General features: G+C 37.8%; 18 protein-coding genes and 1 riboswitch. All 18 genes read right to left on the bottom strand.

Translation table 11 applies throughout. From position 1 onward, the window contains the following. Window positions 1–72 precede the first annotated feature (72 nt). Window positions 73–1,470, bottom strand: a complete 1,398-nt coding sequence (sufB, locus tag ACOI1D_RS02195; RefSeq protein ID WP_422498895.1) for a Fe-S cluster assembly protein SufB — start codon at window positions 1,468–1,470, stop codon at window positions 73–75. Window positions 1,471–1,539: 69 nt separating this feature from the next. Next, on the bottom strand, window positions 1,540–1,977 hold the full coding sequence (sufU, locus tag ACOI1D_RS02190) for a Fe-S cluster assembly sulfur transfer protein SufU (protein ID WP_422498893.1): 438 nt from the start codon (window positions 1,975–1,977) through the stop codon (window positions 1,540–1,542). Further along, window positions 1,967–3,187 carry a cysteine desulfurase gene (locus ACOI1D_RS02185; protein WP_422498891.1) on the bottom strand — a complete coding sequence of 407 codons (1,221 nt, stop codon included), beginning with the start codon at window positions 3,185–3,187 and terminating at the stop codon, window positions 1,967–1,969. The genes sufU and ACOI1D_RS02185 overlap by 11 nt, the downstream gene beginning before the upstream one ends. Next, entirely contained in the window at window positions 3,187–4,488 is a 1,302-nt protein-coding gene (gene sufD, locus ACOI1D_RS02180; protein ID WP_422498889.1) for a Fe-S cluster assembly protein SufD, read from the bottom strand. Before sufD ends, ACOI1D_RS02185 begins: the two co-directional genes overlap by 1 nt. A 17-nt stretch (window positions 4,489–4,505) precedes the next feature. Beyond that, on the bottom strand, window positions 4,506–5,291 hold the full coding sequence (sufC, locus tag ACOI1D_RS02175; protein ID WP_422498887.1) for a Fe-S cluster assembly ATPase SufC: 786 nt from the start codon (window positions 5,289–5,291) through the stop codon (window positions 4,506–4,508). Between the two features lie 325 nt (window positions 5,292–5,616). After that, complete coding sequence (locus ACOI1D_RS02170) at window positions 5,617–5,787, bottom strand: hypothetical protein (RefSeq protein WP_422498885.1); 171 nt, start codon at window positions 5,785–5,787, stop codon at window positions 5,617–5,619. A gap of 221 nt (window positions 5,788–6,008) precedes the next feature. Next, complete coding sequence (locus ACOI1D_RS02165; RefSeq protein ID WP_422498883.1) at window positions 6,009–6,863, bottom strand: MetQ/NlpA family ABC transporter substrate-binding protein; 855 nt, start codon at window positions 6,861–6,863, stop codon at window positions 6,009–6,011. A gap of 12 nt (window positions 6,864–6,875) precedes the next feature. After that, window positions 6,876–7,544 carry a methionine ABC transporter permease gene (locus ACOI1D_RS02160; protein WP_422498881.1) on the bottom strand — a complete coding sequence of 223 codons (669 nt, stop codon included), beginning with the start codon at window positions 7,542–7,544 and terminating at the stop codon, window positions 6,876–6,878. Then, complete coding sequence (locus ACOI1D_RS02155; protein WP_422498880.1) at window positions 7,534–8,565, bottom strand: methionine ABC transporter ATP-binding protein; 1,032 nt, start codon at window positions 8,563–8,565, stop codon at window positions 7,534–7,536. The genes ACOI1D_RS02160 and ACOI1D_RS02155 overlap by 11 nt, the downstream gene beginning before the upstream one ends. 164 nt (window positions 8,566–8,729) lie before the next feature. Further along, a riboswitch (SAM riboswitch) is annotated at window positions 8,730–8,842 on the bottom strand. A gap of 76 nt (window positions 8,843–8,918) precedes the next feature. Continuing rightward, window positions 8,919–9,230, bottom strand: a complete 312-nt coding sequence (locus tag ACOI1D_RS02150; protein ID WP_422498879.1) for a thioredoxin family protein — start codon at window positions 9,228–9,230, stop codon at window positions 8,919–8,921. A gap of 13 nt (window positions 9,231–9,243) precedes the next feature. Further along, on the bottom strand, window positions 9,244–9,603 hold the full coding sequence (locus tag ACOI1D_RS02145; RefSeq protein WP_422498877.1) for a toprim domain-containing protein: 360 nt from the start codon (window positions 9,601–9,603) through the stop codon (window positions 9,244–9,246). A gap of 127 nt (window positions 9,604–9,730) precedes the next feature. After that, window positions 9,731–10,114 (bottom strand): glycine cleavage system protein GcvH, encoded by a 384-nt coding sequence (gene gcvH / locus ACOI1D_RS02140; RefSeq protein ID WP_422498876.1) that lies wholly within the window; start codon window positions 10,112–10,114, stop codon window positions 9,731–9,733. 30 nt (window positions 10,115–10,144) lie between these two features. After that, window positions 10,145–10,501: an arsenate reductase family protein gene (locus tag ACOI1D_RS02135; RefSeq protein WP_422498874.1), complete on the bottom strand. Its 357-nt coding sequence runs from the start codon at window positions 10,499–10,501 to the stop codon at window positions 10,145–10,147. 600 nt (window positions 10,502–11,101) lie between these two features. Continuing rightward, window positions 11,102–12,886 carry an acyl-CoA dehydrogenase family protein gene (locus tag ACOI1D_RS02130; RefSeq protein ID WP_422498873.1) on the bottom strand — a complete coding sequence of 595 codons (1,785 nt, stop codon included), beginning with the start codon at window positions 12,884–12,886 and terminating at the stop codon, window positions 11,102–11,104. 45 nt (window positions 12,887–12,931) lie between these two features. Further along, window positions 12,932–14,107, bottom strand: a complete 1,176-nt coding sequence (locus ACOI1D_RS02125; protein WP_422498872.1) for an acetyl-CoA C-acetyltransferase — start codon at window positions 14,105–14,107, stop codon at window positions 12,932–12,934. 19 nt (window positions 14,108–14,126) lie between these two features. After that, window positions 14,127–16,526 carry a 3-hydroxyacyl-CoA dehydrogenase NAD-binding domain-containing protein gene (locus ACOI1D_RS02120; RefSeq protein WP_422498871.1) on the bottom strand — a complete coding sequence of 800 codons (2,400 nt, stop codon included), beginning with the start codon at window positions 16,524–16,526 and terminating at the stop codon, window positions 14,127–14,129. A 212-nt stretch (window positions 16,527–16,738) separates the two neighbouring features. Beyond that, window positions 16,739–17,656, bottom strand: a complete 918-nt coding sequence (locus ACOI1D_RS02115) for a proline dehydrogenase family protein (RefSeq protein WP_422498870.1) — start codon at window positions 17,654–17,656, stop codon at window positions 16,739–16,741. Between the two features lie 160 nt (window positions 17,657–17,816). Next, window positions 17,817–18,023 carry a copper chaperone CopZ gene (copZ, locus tag ACOI1D_RS02110; protein ID WP_422498869.1) on the bottom strand — a complete coding sequence of 69 codons (207 nt, stop codon included), beginning with the start codon at window positions 18,021–18,023 and terminating at the stop codon, window positions 17,817–17,819. Window positions 18,024–18,079 lie beyond the last annotated feature (56 nt).

Here is an 18,079-nt window from a genome sequence, read left to right as displayed (position 1 = left end):
TAAACCTTCCCAGAATCAAACGATGAAAAAACCTTGGTATAGTTGAATCTCTATACCAAGGTTTCTTTCATTCTAACCTATTGAACCTTCCATCTCGAACTTGATAAGACGGTTCATTTCCACTGCATATTCCATTGGAAGTTCTTTTGTGAATGGCTCGATAAAGCCCATTACAATCATTTCAGTTGCTTCCTGCTCGCTAATTCCTCTACTCATCAAGTAGAACAATTGCTCTTCAGAAACCTTTGAAACTTTTGCTTCGTGCTCTAGTGAAATATTTTCGTTGTTTACTTCATTGTACGGAATCGTATCTGAAGTTGATTCATTATCCATAATTAACGTGTCACATTCAATATTAGAACGTGCGCCGTCTGCTTTTTTACCAAAGTGAACAATACCACGATATGTTACTTTACCACCTTGTTTTGAAATTGATTTCGAAACGATGGTCGATGATGTGTTTGGTGCTAAGTGATGCATTTTAGCTCCAGCATCCTGGTGTTGGCCACGTCCTGCAATTGCAATGGATAATGTCATACCACGTGCACCTTCACCCTTTAGGATAACAGCTGGGTATTTCATTGTTAATTTAGAACCGATGTTACCATCGACCCATTCCATCGTAGCATTTGCATCACATGTAGCACGCTTCGTTACCAGATTGTATACGTTGTTTGCCCAGTTTTGAATAGTTGTATAACGGCAGTAAGCATCTTTTTTAACAAAAATCTCTACAACCGCACTATGCAATGAATTCGTTGTATAAACTGGCGCTGTACATCCCTCTACATAATGAACGGATGCACCCTCGTCAACAATGATTAGTGTGCGTTCGAATTGTCCCATGTTTTCCGAATTAATACGGAAGTAAGCCTGTAAAGGGGTTGTTGTTTTTACCCCTTTAGGAATATAAATAAACGATCCACCTGACCATACTGCTGAGTTCAAAGCAGAGAACTTGTTATCGGTATAAGGAATAACTTTTCCGAAATATTCTTTAAATAGGTCTTCATTCTCTCTTAGTGCAGTATCTGTATCTTTAAACACAATTCCAAGATCAGACAATTCCTTTTTCAGGCTATGGTAAACAACCTCAGATTCATACTGTGCGGAAACTCCCGCCAGGTATTTTTGCTCTGCTTCAGGAATTCCAAGCTTATCAAATGTTTCTTTAATTTCCTCAGGAACTTCATCCCATGTTTTTCCTTGTCTTTCTGATGGTTTAACATAGTAAATGATCTCGTCAAAATTCAGTTCAGAAAGATCTCCGCCCCATTGTGGCATTGGCGTTTTATAAAAATATTCCAGTGCTTTCAAACGATAGTCAAGCATCCACTGAGGCTCATCCTTGATTTTCGAAATTTCCTTAACTACGTTTGGTGTTAATCCTTTTTCTGTACGGAAAATGGAAACGTCCTTATCATGAAATCCATATTTATAACCTTCCATTTCAGGTGCTTTTTTCGCCATGTAAAAAACCTCCTTTAGGTCTTTGTAAATCAAATTACAGGTTTTAGAGAGAAACTTTATTTCAATTGACTACTCGTCGTCGTTTACGCCTTTTTCCATTGCCTTCCAAGCTAATGTTGCACATTTTATTCGGGCTGGAAATTTTGTAACGCCCTGCAATGCTTCAATGTCATCTAAACCAAACTGTTCTGTGTCAACATCTTCACCAAGCATCATCTGTGAAAATAGCTTAGATAATCTTATTGCTTCGTCTAATTTCTTGCCCTTTACTGCCTGTGTCATCATAGAAGCCGATGACAAGCTGATGGAACAACCTTCTCCATCAAACTTCGCGTCTGTAACCGTTCCATCCTCGATTTTAAGCTGTAACTGTATACGATCTCCACAAGTAGGATTATTCATATCAACCGCCAGCACATCACCTTCTAGAACGCCACGATTTCTTGGGTGTTTATAATGATCCATAATTACTTGCCTATATAATGTATCAAGATTATTAAAAGACATCACCAAAATACTCCTTTGTTTTTACAAGTCCAGAAACTAACTTGTCAATATCTTCTTCGGTGTTATATAAATAAAAGCTAGCACGTGCTGTTGCTGTTACGTCTAACCATTTCATTAAAGGTTGTGCACAATGATGTCCGGCACGTACTGCTATACCTTCTGCATCAAGCGCTGTTGAAGTGTCATGTGGATGAACATCATCCAAATTAAATGTAACAAGTCCGGCACGTTCTTCCGGTCCAAAGATAGTAATTCCATCAATAGTGCGCAGGCTTTCAAGTGCATAATTAGCTAATTTGTGCTCATGACGAGTGATGTTATCCATTCCAACGTCATTTAAGAAATCAATAGCTGCACCCAAACCAATGGCACTTGCAATAATTGGAGTTCCACCTTCAAATTTCCAAGGCAGTTCTTTCCATGTTGAATCATATAGATTAACAAAGTCAATCATCTCTCCACCGAATTCGACAGGCTCCATTTTTTCCAGAAGTTCACGCTTACCATACAAAACGCCAATTCCAGTTGGTCCACCCATTTTATGTCCGGAAAATGCATAGAAGTCACAATCCAAATCAATTACATCAACGGCCATATGTGGAGCACCCTGTGCACCATCAATTAGCATTATTGCTCCGTTCTGGTGAGCAATTTCCGCGATCTCTTTTACTGGGTTTATTGTCCCAAGAACATTGGAAACATGCATAACTGAAACTACTTTTGTATTACTAGTTATTGTATCACGTACAGATTTAAGTGCAATAGTTCCATTTTCTTCAAGTGGAATATATTTTAAGGTTGCACCAGTTGCTTTAGCAGCCTGCTGCCACGGAATGATATTGCTATGGTGCTCCATCGGTGTGATTACTATTTCATCGCCTTCTTTTAAATTCTGGCGGGCATAGCTTTGTGCCACAGTATTAATGGATGTTGTCGTCCCACGATTGAAGATTATTTCTGCGGTACTCGAAGCATTGATGAAGCGACGAACCTTTTCACGAGCCCCTTCATATTTTTCGGTAGCACGTGTACCAAGTGTGTGTACTCCACGGTGGACATTCGAGTTGTCCATACGATAATAGCTATCGATTGCTTCAATGACCGGTAATGGCTTTTGTGAAGTAGCTGCTGAGTCTAGATATACTAAAGGATGTCCATTTACTTCCTGATCAAGGATAGGAAACATTTTACGTATGGCATTTACATCCATTAGTAAACCTTCCTTTCAATTACTTGTGTCAATTGTCTTTTAACTGATTCGATAGGCAGTTGATTTACCACTGGTGCTAAGAATCCGTGAATAATCAGGCGCTCAGCTTCTTTTTTTGTAATACCTCGGCTCATTAAATAATATAATTGAACAGGATCAACATTACCTACGGAAGCAGCATGCCCTGCGGTTACATCATCTTCATCAATTAAGAGAATCGGGTTTGCATCTCCGCGGGATTTTTCACTCAACATTAGTACACGGGATTCTTGTTCCGCGTTTGATTTAGCGGCCCCATGCTCAATCTTACCAATACCATTAAAAATAGCAGTTGCACTATCCTTCATTACACCGTGTTGTAGAATGTACCCATTAGAAGCTTTACCAAAGTGAACAATCTTAGCAGTGAAATTCTGGATTTGTTTTCCGTGCCCTACTGTTACTGTTTTAGCATTTGACTCCGAGTTATCACCTACTAAATGTGTAACGTTTTCCGAAACTGTATTCCCATTGTTCATTTGTCCTAATGCCCAGTCTATTTTGGCATCACGATATGCAATACCACGCCTGTTAACATAGGTTGTAGTTCCAGCAGCAAAGTTATCAACCGCTCCAAATGAAATCTTTGCATTATTATGTGCAATTACCTCGGTGACGATGTTTGCTACAGTCTCTTGCTCATGGTTGGATGAAATATAATTTTCAACATATGTCAAAGAACTATTGTCATCTGCTACAACTAAAACATGGTTGAAAAGTGCTACTTCAGGATCTTCCTGCCAAAAAATAGTTTGCAATGGCACATCTAACTCTACATTTTTTGGAACGTATACAAATATTCCGCCGTTCATTAATGCTGCATGTAAAGCAGTTAAACGATGCTCATCAACAGATACAGCATCTTTCATATAATAACGTTTCACTAGGTCTTCATGCTCTTTTAATGCTGTAAAGATGTCAGTGAAAATTACACCTTTTTCTTTTAATTCTGCATTTAAAGATGCATATGCAACTGAGTGATTACGTTGAATAATAAGGTTTTCTGAATCTTTTTCAATAAAGTCTTTTATTTGTTCCGGCAAGTTTTCAAGTGACGATATTGCCTCACCTTCAGCTGAATGCTTAAAGTTACTAAAATTCCATTTACGTATCTTTGTTTTATCAGGCCTAGGCATATCTAAAGTATCGGCTTGATCAAGAGCATGAAGGCGTAATGATTTCATCCATTCTGGTTCATTTTTATCTTTAGAAAACTGGCTGATATATTCTTTATCATATGGCAGTTTAGTTTCAACAGTCATATTACCCCTCCTAACTTCTACGCTTTTTGACCTACAGTTTCATCTTCAATACCTAATTCTTCTTTAATCCACTCATAACCTTCTGCTTCTAAACGTTTAGCAAGCTCAGGACCACCAGATTTTACGATACGACCTTGCATCATAACATGAACCTGGTCTGGTGTAATATAGTTAAGTAAACGTTGATAGTGTGTGATAATTAAGCAACCGAAGTTTTCGCTTCTTAATTTATTAATTCCTTTTGATACAACTTTTAATGCATCAATATCAAGTCCAGAGTCAATCTCATCTAAAATTGCAATTTCTGGTTTGATCATCATCAATTGAAGAATTTCATTCCGTTTCTTTTCTCCGCCTGAGAACCCTTGGTTTAAGTAACGTTGTGCCATATTTTTATCTATTTCCAAATAATCAAGTGCGCTATCCATTTCCTTAATGAATTTCATTAAAGAAATCTCATCACCCTCTTCACGACGTGCGTTAACAGATGAACGTAAGAAGTCTGATGTTGTTACACCACTAATCTCACTTGGGTACTGCATACCTAAAAATAGACCAGCACGAGCACGTTCATCTACTTCCATTTCTAAAACGTCCTTGCCATCTAAATGTACACTTCCTTCTGTTATCTCGTACTTAGGATGTCCCATAATTGCGGATGCTAGTGTCGATTTACCAGTTCCATTTGGGCCCATAACAGCGTGGAATTCGCCACCTTTTATCGTTAGGTTTACACCTTTTAATATTTCACTATCTTCAATTGATACATGAAGATTCTTTATTTCTAGCGTTGATCCTGCCATATCGATACCTCCAGTTACTTTTTTATATTAATTTTTCAAATGGATTGTTTATATCCATTCTCAATTTATTCTCATTATAATCTTAAAGCATTTTGCAATTATTATCAACTGTTACAACTATGTACATCTTAGGTATAGAAGACCTTATTTCTCATGATTCTAAAATAATTGAAACTATGGGTGCACATTCTTACAGTTTGTCCCAATATGACACATTTTTACATGTTAACTGAGAAATCATTTTGTCCGGTACTCTTGAAGTTTTATTGAAAAAGAAAAATTGGCAGTGTGAAATTTTCACACTACCAACATCGTAAAATTTATTTTATTTGTGTAATTGGCTTACAAAATCGGCAGTTATGTTTTTGCATTTTTCATAATCATTTTGACGTCTCTTTTCGACTGCAATTTGATTCTCGAGCTTTCGACTGTACTCCGCAAACCCCATTTTATGTGAGCTTTGCATCGCTTTCTCCATTTCTGGAGTGTAATTCATTCGTATACCACTATAAATAGTGAATCATCCTTTCGATTTAATTACAAGAACTATTTTATCATATATACATTACCCTTCACAAAAGGCAAATAAACCTAGGATGACCGATTGAATTGAATAATTCGTCAGAATATAAAGATAACAACTTTATTCTTACTACTAAAGCCATTTTCTTTCATTTACTTATTATTACTACAAATTTACTTACAAATTCAGAAAAGTTATTTCTTTCCGTCTACTGGGACAACTGCTCCATCAAATTCATTAACGATGTAATCTTGGATTTCTTTAGAATGTAACACATCGACTAACGTGTTTAATGCCTTGTTCTCTTTGTCTTCTGTTTGAACAGCAATTACATTCACATATGGAGATTCATCGCCTTCTAAGATTAAAGAATCTTCCATAGGATTAAGCTCAGCTTGAATTGCATAATTTGTGTTGATTGCAACTAATGCGTCCTCTTCAGACTTATACATATCAGGTAAAAACGCTGCATCAATATCTGCAGAGAATTCCAAGTTTTTTGGGTTTTTAACAATGTCGTCAACAGTCGCTTCGATCTTGTTAACACCTTCTGCCAACTCAATTAATCCTTTACTTTCTAACAGAGAAAGTATTCGTCCATGATCAGCAACTGAGCGACTCATAATTACCTCAGTTCCCTCTGGAATTTTTTCAACACTATCGATGTTTTGAGAGTAAATTCCAATTGGTTCGATATGAATGCCACCAATTGAAGTAAAGTCATATCCCAGCTCTTCTTTTTGGTTATTTAAATAAGGAATGTGCTGGAAATAGTTCGCATCCAAATCACCACTTGCTAAATCTTGGTTAGGTAGTACATAATCCTGGTACTCTTCAATTTTCAATGTAATTCCTTTTTCTTCGAGAATTGGTTTAACTTGTTCTAAAATTTGCGCGTGTGGCACACTGGATGCTCCAACTTTGATAACTTCATTACTTTTTTTCTCGGAACTATTGGTAGTTTCTTGACTGCTTTCTTCTTTGCTACCTCCACAAGCTGCTAATGCTAATACTAATAAAATTGAAACTAATGCTAAAATCTTTTTCATTATTCTCGCTCCTTATCTTTTATCTAATTTGTTGGATATAAAGTCTCCAATGAACTGAAATATAAACACAATAATTACAATCAAAATGGTACAGACCAGTACGACATCAAAATCATGACGTTGGAACCCGTAGAAATACGCATAGTTTCCAAGTCCTCCTGCACCAATGACTCCAGCCATTGCGGTATAACCAATTAATGCTATTGCTGTAACCGTCAGGCCCGACACAAGTGCTGGCATTGACTCAGGTAACAATACACGAAAAATAATTGTACGGGTTTTCGCTCCCATAGCCTTTGCTGCCTCGACTACACCCTTGTCAACTTCCTTTAACGCTATTTCAACCAACCTACCATAAAATGGTGCTGATCCAATTATTAAAGCTGGCAGTGCCGCGTTTGGACCTCGTATGGTACCAATTAAAAACTCGGTAAACGGGAATAATAGTAGGATCAAAATTATGAATGGAATAGCACGAAAAACATTTACAATAGCCGCTACCAAAAGATTAACCGACTTATTTTGCCATATTCCATCTTTTGCAGTCAGATATAGTAGCAGGCCAAGAATAATTCCTATGATAAATGTTCCAATCAAGGAAAGAATAGTCATATAAAATGTTTCGTAAGTAGCCAGCCAAAAATCCTGTACATCTAAATTTGGAAATAACTTAGTGAGCATCTCGAATCACCTCAACTTCCACAGAGGTGCCATCATTCACAAAACTTATTGCTTTATCTAGCTCAGCATCTTCCCCATCCATTCGGACAAATAGCGTTCCGTATGCGCCTCGCTGTGTCTGGGTTATTTTACCTTGCAATATTGTAATATCAATGTTGTACGTTTTTGCAAGATGACTTATTAAAGCCTGATTTGTTGTTTCACCAATAAAATGAAGACGTACAATTCTCCCCTGGTCGTAGCTTTCAATAAGCTGATTGATACCTTCATTTTCATCATCAGTACCCATCACCTGCTGAACAAATTTCTTTGTAACCTGTTGTTGTGGTCTTAAGAAGATATCGAGAACATCTCCTTGCTCGACTATCTTACCGTTTTCCATAACAGCAACCTGATTACATATTTTTCGGATAACATGCATCTCATGAGTTATTAAGATAATTGTTAAGCCAAGCTTTTCATTAATATCCACCAATAAATCCAGAATAGAATTCGTTGTTTCTGGATCCAGTGCAGAGGTTGCCTCATCACAAAGTAAAACTTTAGGATTGTTGGCCAATGCTCTTGCAATACCGACTCGTTGCTTCTGACCACCACTCAACTGTGATGGATATGCATCCTCTCGACCAGCCAGTCCTACTAAACCAATTAACTCAGTGACGCGTCGTTCGCGTTCAGACCTTGATACCCCAGCTATTTCAAGTGGAAAAGCGATGTTATCTCTTACGGTCCTAGACCATAAAAGATTAAAGTGCTGAAAGATCATTCCAATCTCTTGCCTGGCAATACGCAGCTGTTTGGTGTTAAGTGCAGTAATCTCTTGTTCATCAATTACTATCCGACCACTCGAAGGTTCTTCAAGACGGTTTAACAGGCGTACAAACGTACTCTTACCGGCACCACTGTAGCCAATAACACCAAATATTTCACCCTCTTTTATTGTCAACGACAGATCATCGACTGCACGAATTGTTGATTTATTTGCTACAAATTGTTTACGTAAACCTTCAATTGAAATCATGTCAAACCTCCTTATGTCAAACATATTATTTTTAGAAAACTTGGCTTATCGCCAAGCCTTAGTTACATTTTTGCAGAATGAAAGTTTTATACTTTCATTACCAAAACCCAAAAAACGCCCTTCTGTAAGAGAACAGAAAGACGTTAAAAATAAGTCTTTACGTCCCCCCATCTGTCAAAGCAGCTGCTTTGCAGGAGTTAGCACCTTTCAAACAATAAATTGTTTGAAGGTTGCCGCGGTTTCTTAGGGCCAGCCCCTCCACCGCTCTAGATAAGAGAGTAAAATTATTCATTTAGTGTAAAAAGTATAAATCATATCCTACCACCTGTTTAAAGGTCTGTCAACATAAAAAATCAGGTCGCGAAAAGCTGTGGCTCATATTTTACTAAATAGCTATATATATTAGCTATTGATCGAAATGCATATATCTTTTCTTTAACCTGACTTTGGTCAACTACCAATAGACATGGAACACTTTCAACCTGCACTTCCTGCATGAATTCAGGATGTACGGATGCATTCATTTCGAAAAAAATATCCTCTTTATGGACTGATTCAATTTTGTTTAGCATTGTTTTAGCTAAGTGACACGTACCACAAAAAGGGGTATAAATATACAACAAAAAATGATCTTGCTGTAACACTTTATCTGTTATTGGTTGCATTACTATCACCTAATCACATAGTTAAATAGATAGGATTAACATCAATTCTTTTGTTTATTAATCCTATCGCAAGAATCGATCTTGGAGTTGTGGCTACTTCACGATACTCACTGCTCACATGAATATGCTCAGCATGCGGGAGTTCACGAGATAATTGCTTACGAAGCTTTATACCAGCAGCATCTTCATCTGCAAGAATAAAAACTTCTTTGTTATATAAATCATATGTGTCTAACATCTCATCAAATTTCGCTACCCCAAGAGTCCCGTTTGTACAGATAATCGTAATTGGTTCGCTGATTATCTTTTCAATCTGCTTCTTATCAGTTAATCCTTCAACAATAATTACTTTTTCAGATTCAGGTGTTATCATGACATATCACTCCTCATGAAATCAAGCCAAAACTTTCATACTATATTAATATGATGATAATAAGGCTGACTATACACCTTTTTAAGCAAGGAGCCAGTCAGCCTTTAATAATTATTGTTTAATTATATTAATCTTCTTCAATTACTGCTTCGTATTTTTCAGCAGTTAGCAATTCATTTAATTCTGATTCATTTGATAGTTCTACTACTACCATCCATGCTTTTTCATATGGAGACTCATTAACGAACTCTGGGCTATCTTCTAAATCTTCGTTGATTTCAACAACTTTTCCACTTACAGGAGCGTATAGTTCAGAAACGGTTTTAACTGATTCAACACTACCAAAAGGTTCATCAGCTTCTATGTCGTCCCCAACTTCTGGGAGTTCTACAAATACGATATCACCTAGTTCTGATTGTGCAAAATCTGTAATTCCAATTCGCACCTTTCCATCTTCTTTTTTTACCCATTCATGTTCCTCTGAATACAATAAGTCTTTTGGTAAGCTCATTAAAATCCCTCCGATAATAAGTTCTGGTTCCTAATGCCATGTATGATTAAAGATGTCTTCTTTAAATCCAATTGTAACCTTTTTGCCATCTGTGGTAATTGGTCGTTTTATTAACATACCATCAGAAGCTAAAATTTTGGCCATTTCCTCGTCAGATGCACCGCTGATTTCATCCTTGATATTTTTTTCCCGATAACTTTTCCCACTAGTGTTGAAAAACTTCTTAGCAGGAAGGTCACTTTTGTTCATCAAATCTAAAATATCCTGTTCTGAAGGTGTATGGTCAACAATATGTACACTAGTATAATCGATATTGTGATCATCTAGCCATTTCTTCGCTTTCTTGCAAGTGCCACAATTAGGATACCAATAAAATGTTAAAGCCACAAGCATTCCCCCAAACATTTCAATTACTGCCTATTTATTATAGCAAAATTGTACTTGATGGTCGAAAGAATTGTTTTAATTATAGGCTCTTTTCGTAAGTTTGTTGCACTTTAAGCTTTGCAGTTGATACATACTGCGACGTAATGTACCGCTGCGGAAATACACTACGCTTTCCGCGGGAGGCTTCGTGTATTTCCTTCGCTGTCGTAGTACTTAACAAGCGGTCATTCATCTAATCTTACTGATTGGAGCGGAGGGCAGTCGACTCCTGCGGGAACAGCACGTGTCTGAAGACCCCGCAGCGGTGGTTTCCCGCGAGGAGTCTGAAGCCGTGCCCGCGGAAAGCGACTGCCCGTAGCGGAAATCAATCTAGCGATAAATTACGTCGTAGTTTATACATTTTGTGTCAAAACAACTATCTTTTTGAAAACAGCCTTATTAGTAGAAAACCTTGGTTGTACTTATGGAGAAAGGAAATTTTTTATACTTTCCTTACTCCTAAGAAAGTCAGTAGAAAAACCCCGAATTCGTCAATTCTAATTTGTAGCCTTTACGTGTAAAAAAGCTGCAACCAGATGATTGCAGCTCTAAACCATATTTTTATACTACATAACGTTCTTCTTTAATGATTGTTGCAGCGATTTCACGTTTCTTCGCAATAACATTTGTTGGTGTATGACGTGTTAACTTGCGTAATGACGAAAGCATCATCCGTAGGTTGTCACCAGATTCAATTGCAATTAATGTTTCTTTTGCATCGGCCTCAACTCGGTTAAATGCTTCTTGTACATAAACTTGTGTATAAAGAAGTTTTTGTTTGTTTTTCTCTTCGCCTGTTTTATTAATTGCTTTTTCAGTACGAAGAATTGCAGATTCCATATTGTAGACTTCTGCGGTCATATCCGCTAGGTTAACAAGAATTTCTTGCTCATTTTCCAGCTTTTTCATATATGTTTGTGCAGCAAGACCCGCTCCAAGCAATACCATTTTCTTAGCGTTTCTTAGTAGATATTTTTCTTGTTCAAGTGTTTCTGTACCCACTTCTTCTGGCATCATCATCATTAATTCTTCTTGTAAGCTCTGTGCTTTTTGAAGTAATGGCAACTCACCTTTCATTGCTTTTTTCAACAATGTTCCTGGTACGATTAGACGGTTGATTTCATTTGTTCCCTCAAAAATGCGGTTAATTCGTGAGTCACGGTACATACGTGCAACTTCATATTCTTCCATGAAGCCATATCCTCCATGAAGTTGTACAGCCTCATCAGCCACATAATCCAAACATTCTGTTGCAGTATATTTATTCATTGAACATTCAATTTGATATTCAGCAATTGCACCCGCAACCTCACGACCATCTTTAAGTTGCTCATCTGTTAATGCACCCATACGTTGCTCGAATAAGCCTACTGTACGATAAACAGCACTTTCATTCGCATATGTTCTAGCGGCCATGGTAGCTAGTTTTTCCTGTGTAAGTGTAAAGCTTGAAATTGGTGTATTGAACTGTTTACGCTGGTTTACGTATTTAGTAGCAACCTCAATACCACGCTTTGATCCGCCTACTCCACCGATTGCAAGCTTGTAACGGCCCACGTTTAGAATATTAAAGGCAATTACATGTCCACGGCCTTTTTCGCCTAACAGGTTTTCAACTGGTACTTCAGCATCCTCCAGAATCAATGTACGGGTGGATGAACTCTTAATACCCATTTTCTTTTCTTCAGGTCCTGTGGAAACGCCAGGAAATTCACGTTCTACGATAAATGCAGTGAAATGTTCTCCATCAATTTTTGCATAAACAACAAACACATCAGCAAATGCAGAGTTCGTAATCCACTGTTTCTCACCATTCAAGATATAGTGCGTTCCTGCCTCATTTAGTTTAGCAGTAGTTTTGGCACCTAGTGCATCCGAACCTGAACTTGGCTCTGTTAATGCATAAGCAGCCAGTAGTTCTCCGGTTGCAAGCTTAGGTAAATATTTTTCTTTTTGAGCGTCATTTCCGAAAAATACAATCGGTAGTGTTCCTATCCCTACATGTGCTCCATGTGTTACAGAGAATCCACCAGCACGCGAAAATTTCTCAGTTATTAATGATGAGCTGATTTTATCTAAAGCCAAACCACCGTACTCTTCAGGTATATCAGCACCCAATAAGCCTAGCTCGCCTGCTTTCTTTAATAATTCTACTGAGTATTCAAATTCATGGTTTTCTAAGTTCTCAACTTTCGGCAAGACTTCTCCACTTACAAAGTCTTCAGTTGTTTTAGCAATCATCTTGTGTTCATCAGTAAAATCCTCAGGTGTGATCACATCGTCTGCAGTAATATCCTCTATTAAAAATGCCCCACCCTTAAAAATTTTCTCTCTTGTTTCGCTCATGTTTAACGTCCCCTTCGTAATAAAATATAGTTTAAAACGATTTGATTATAGTAATTCAAACACACCTGCAGCACCCATTCCGCCACCAATGCACATGGTAACGACTCCATATTGTACGTTACGGCGTTTCATTTCATGAATGAGACTAAGGGTTAACTTAGTACCTGTACACCCTAGTGGATGTCCAAGTGCAATGGCGCCACCGTTCACATTGACCTTATCTATGTCTAGATTCAACGCTTGGATGACACGTAATGATTGCGATGCGAAAGCTTCGTTTAGTTCAAATAGTCCAATATCAGAAAGCTCTAAACCAGCAATTCTTAATGCTTTTGGTACTGCTTCTACTGGTCCAACACCCATGATCTCCGGTTCAACTCCAGCTACAGCAAATGAACGAAACTTCACTAGTGGCGTAAGTCCTTCTGCCTCTGCTTTTTCTCGATCCATAACAAGAACAGATGCGGCACCATCACTCATTTGTGACGAGTTTCCTGCAGTAACTGATCCTGTTACAGAAAACGCTGGACGCAGTTTCCCTAATACATCTGTGGTTGTTCCCTGACGTACTCCTTCATCAGTGTCAAATACAGAAGATCTCTCTTCAATTTTATTGTTTTTTCCTACAAAGCGTTCAACTACTTCAACCGGAACAATTTCGTCTTTAAATCTACCTTCTTGAATTGCCTTAGCAGCACGTTCATGACTTTGTACTGCAAAAGCATCCTGGTCTGCACGAGATATATTGAAACGATTTGCTACTTCTTCTGCTGTATGACCCATGGACATGTAATAACCTGGAGCATCTTGTACAAGCTTAGAATTGGGCTTAATGACATGACCACCCATTGGTACTAAACTCATTGATTCTGCACCGCCTGCAATAACGGAATCACTGGCTCCAACCATTATTTTTTCTGCTGCATATGCAATGGATTGTAAACCTGATGAACAGAATCTATTAATTGTAATACCAGGGACCGTATGACTGAGGCCGGCCAAACCTACAATATTCCGGCCCATGTTTACACCTTGTTCTGCTTCTGGCATTGCACAGCCAATGATTACGTCGTCTATATTCCCATCATAATTACCTGCTCGTTTTAATGTTTCTTTAATTGTTAATGCTGCTAAATCGTCAGGTCTTGTATTCGCTAATGTTCCTTTTTTTGCTCTTCCTACAGGGGTTCTTGCACCTGCAACAATTACTGCTTCCTTCACATTACTTCCCCCTCTTTGATTAATTACGTAACGGTTTCCCTTTTACCAACATGTGCTGCATTCGTTCTTGTGTCTTGCGTTCACCAATTAAACTTAGGAATGCATCCCGCTCTAAATCTAGTAATAATTGTTCATCAACAAGTGTGCCTTCTTTAAGTCGACCACCTGATAAAACATATGCCAGTTTTTCAGCAATCTTTACATCATGTGCTGAGGCAAAGCCACTTAATTGTAATGATTTTGCTCCCATTAGCATCGCTGCATAACCTGAATCACCAACAACTGGTACTTTTTCGCGTTTTGGTGCCTGGTAGCCAGCATTTGCCAGTGACAAAACCTTTTGCTTTGCATCGTGCAATAAATGATCAGGATTAACACTAATATCATCCTGACTGTTTAAAAAGCCGTTTTCACGTGCTTCTGCAGCTGATGTTGACACTTTAGCTGTTGCAACTTTCTCAAAAACATCATTTGCTACTTTTGTCAGGTCAAAATTCACACCCTTTGGCAGATTACGAAGTTGTTTTAAATAAAGTTCCTTCGTTCCACCGCCACCTGGAATTAATCCAACACCAAACTCAACCAACCCCATATACGTCTCGGCCGAAGCTTGAATAGCAGCAGCTGGTAACGATACCTCTGCACCTCCACCAAGTGCCATATTAAATGGTGCAACAACGACAGGCTTATTTGAATACTTAATATTCATTCCGACATTTTGGAACTGTTTAACAACCATATCTAGTTCAAAAAAGTTGTCGTCCTGTGCTTCAAATAACATTAAAGCAAGGTTTGCACCAACAGAGAAGTTATTTCCTTGGTTACCGATAACAAGTCCACGATAATTTTTGTCGACTTCCTCCAATGCGAAATTTATCATCTGCATCGTATCTAAACCGATTGCGTTACTTTTTGAATGAAACTCTAATCCCGCAACACCATCGCCTAAATCTACTAAACTAGCACCGGTATTACTTTTGATTACGCCGTTTACACTTTTTAATTGTTTCAAGTTAATTTCTTTTTTATTAAACGTTTGCTGTTTGTATTCTCCCTGATCATAGTAATAAACATTACCATTTTCGGTTTTGTAAAAAAATTCATTGCCATCTTCCAACATCTTTAGTATCCAACTTGGAACAGTTGCATCCTCAGATTGCATGCGTTCAACTGATTTGCGAAGTCCAATAGCATCCCACATTTCAAACGGTCCGAGTTCCCAACCAAATCCCCAGCGCATTGCCTGGTCGATTGACACGATATCATCCGCAATTTCTCCAAGCAGATCTGCTGAATAGATTAATGCAGGCTTTGAAATGTTCCAGATAAGATCGCTTGCCTTATCACCTTTAGCAGTTACAAGCGCTTTCAATTTACCTTTTGTTCCTTTTGCTTGTTTTGCCATTTCAGTTGCTGGCGTTTTAAGTTTTTTGCGACTCTCGTATTCTAGTGTTTCAGGATTGAGCTCATGAATTTCACTACCTTTTTCGCCTTTCTTTTTAAGGAAAAAACCTTGCCCGCTTTTCGCTCCAAACCATCCGTTTTCCTGCATTTTAAGTAGAAAGTCAGGTACTTTAAATATTTCTTTTTCTTCACCATCAACCTGATCATATACATTGTTAGCTACATGAATAAAAGTGTCTAATCCGACAACGTCCAATGTACGAAATGTTGCACTCTTTGGACGTCCAATCATTGGACCTGTTACAGAATCGACTTCACCTACACTGTATCCACCCTTCAGCATTTCTTGTACAGTCACCAGAAGTCCATACGTACCAATACGATTTGCAATGAAATTCGGTGTATCCTTTGCTTCGACAACACCTTTCCCCAAAACGTCTTCACCAAATGTTTTCATGAAGGATAATACTTCTGGGTCAGTAGCCTTAGTAGGTATAACCTCAAGTAGCTTCAGATAACGTGGTGGATTGAAAAAATGTGTCCCTAGAAAATGTTCACGGAAATCAGCCGAACAATCCTCAGTCATAGCTTCAACCGAAATACCAGAAGTATTGGAACTTACAATTGATCCTTTTTTTCTATATTTATCAACATTTGCAAAAACCTTTTTCTTAATATCCAGATTTTCAACGACGACTTCAATAATCCAATCGACATCGCCTAATTTTTCCATATCATCATCCATATTACCAACCTCAATCAACTCAAGGTTACTTTTCGATGTAAGTGGTGCTGGCTTTTGTTTTAGAAGCGCTGCTTTACTTTGAGCTGCAATCCTGTTTCGAACCACACGATCTTCTAATGTTAATCCCTTTTTTTCTTCTACTTTTGATAAAGAACGAGGCGCAATATCGAGCATAATTGTTGGTATACCTACATTAGCCAAGTGGGCAGCAATTCCGGATCCCATTACACCAGAGCCGAGTACCGCGGCGCGCTTGATTGTTTGCTTCATGTTATATCCCCCTACCTTTATTTGAATGAATACTCATTCATTTTTACTGTTAAAAATAAAAGATAGTTGCCTATCCATCTAATACTTACTATATATTATAGTCTGACATTTCGCAATAAATATCAGTAAAATTCTTCAAGATAATTTTGCTCCAATTTTTCGCCTGCGTTTTATAAATTCAAAAGGTGTCTTCACAAGACACCCTTTACGTATCACTTTTTAAATACACCCTTTAATACAAACAAAACGTTAGCAGGACGTTCAGCTAAACGGCGCATATTGTAACCATACCAGTCATTGCCATAGGGTACGTAAACACGCATTTTATATCCTTCATCCATTAATTTTTTCTGTAAATCTTTGCGAATTCCAAAAAGCATTTGAAATTCAAATTGTTCACGGGACAAGCTAAGTTCCTCTTCAAGTTCTTTCACATAATCAATAATAACTTCGTCGTGAGTTGCTATTGCTGTATAATTACCATTTAATAAGTTCTTCTTTATAATTTTTTTGTAGTTATCGTCTACATCTTTTTTAACTGGGTATGCTACTTCTGGTGCCTCTTTATAGGCGCCCTTTACAAGCCGCAAATAAGGATTAAATTCATTTAACTCATCAAGATCATCTTCAGACTCATATAAATAAGCTTGAAGAACGGTACCAAGATTTTCGTATTCTTTTTTTAATTCTTTAAAAATATCCATTGTTTTTCTATGACGTTCGTGGTCTTCCATATCTATTGTGACTGTAACACCATGCTTCTTTCCAGCATCCAGAATATCACGCATATTTTTCATCACGAGTTCTTCTGATACATCTAAGCCCATTGAAGTTAATTTTAAAGAAACCTGTGAATCTAGTTTTTGTTCATCAATTACTTCAATTGCATGAATACATTCTTCAACTGACTCTCTTGCCTCTTTTTCGTTGTCGATAAATTCACCCAAGTGGTCTATTGTTACGACATATCCCTTTTCATTTATCTCTTTAATTTTCGTTGCAGCATGGTCAATGTCAACTCCTGCTACAAAACGAGCGGCCCCGAACCTAAGACCATACTTTTTAGCAAGCTTTGTGAGTACTTTATTTTTCGACAAGAATAAAAAAAAGTTACGCATCAATTTCTCCATCAGTTTCCTCCCCCAATCCTATACAAAACAATGTTTCCAAGCTTCTATAGTTTATCATTTTTTCACAAAAAGAAATATACATTTTTTTACTAAAATCTACTTTTTTTTTTGGTTCAGTAATAGTTTAAAATTGCCCCCCAACTAAGGGGAGCATTTTCGTCTATGCTACTACGTCATACCCTTGATCTTCTATTGCTTCACGCATCTCAGAAACGGTGACTTCAGCGTCATCGTAACTGACATCGACTTTCCCTGCAGCCAAATGTACCTCCACACCTTTAACCCCTCTTAACTCGTCTAATGCACCTTTCACTGCTTTTTGACAGTGATCACACGTCATTCCACGAACATCTAATGTTGTTTGCATAACAATCCCTCTTTCAATTTTATAGTTTTACTCGCTTTAATATCAGCGAGTTTGTA

Source organism: Virgibacillus sp. DJP39, assembly GCF_049310925.1.
Taxonomy (GTDB): domain Bacteria; phylum Bacillota; class Bacilli; order Bacillales; family Amphibacillaceae; genus Virgibacillus_F.
Note: the sequence above shows the minus strand (reverse complement) of the source record. Positions and strands in the feature narration are given on the sequence as shown.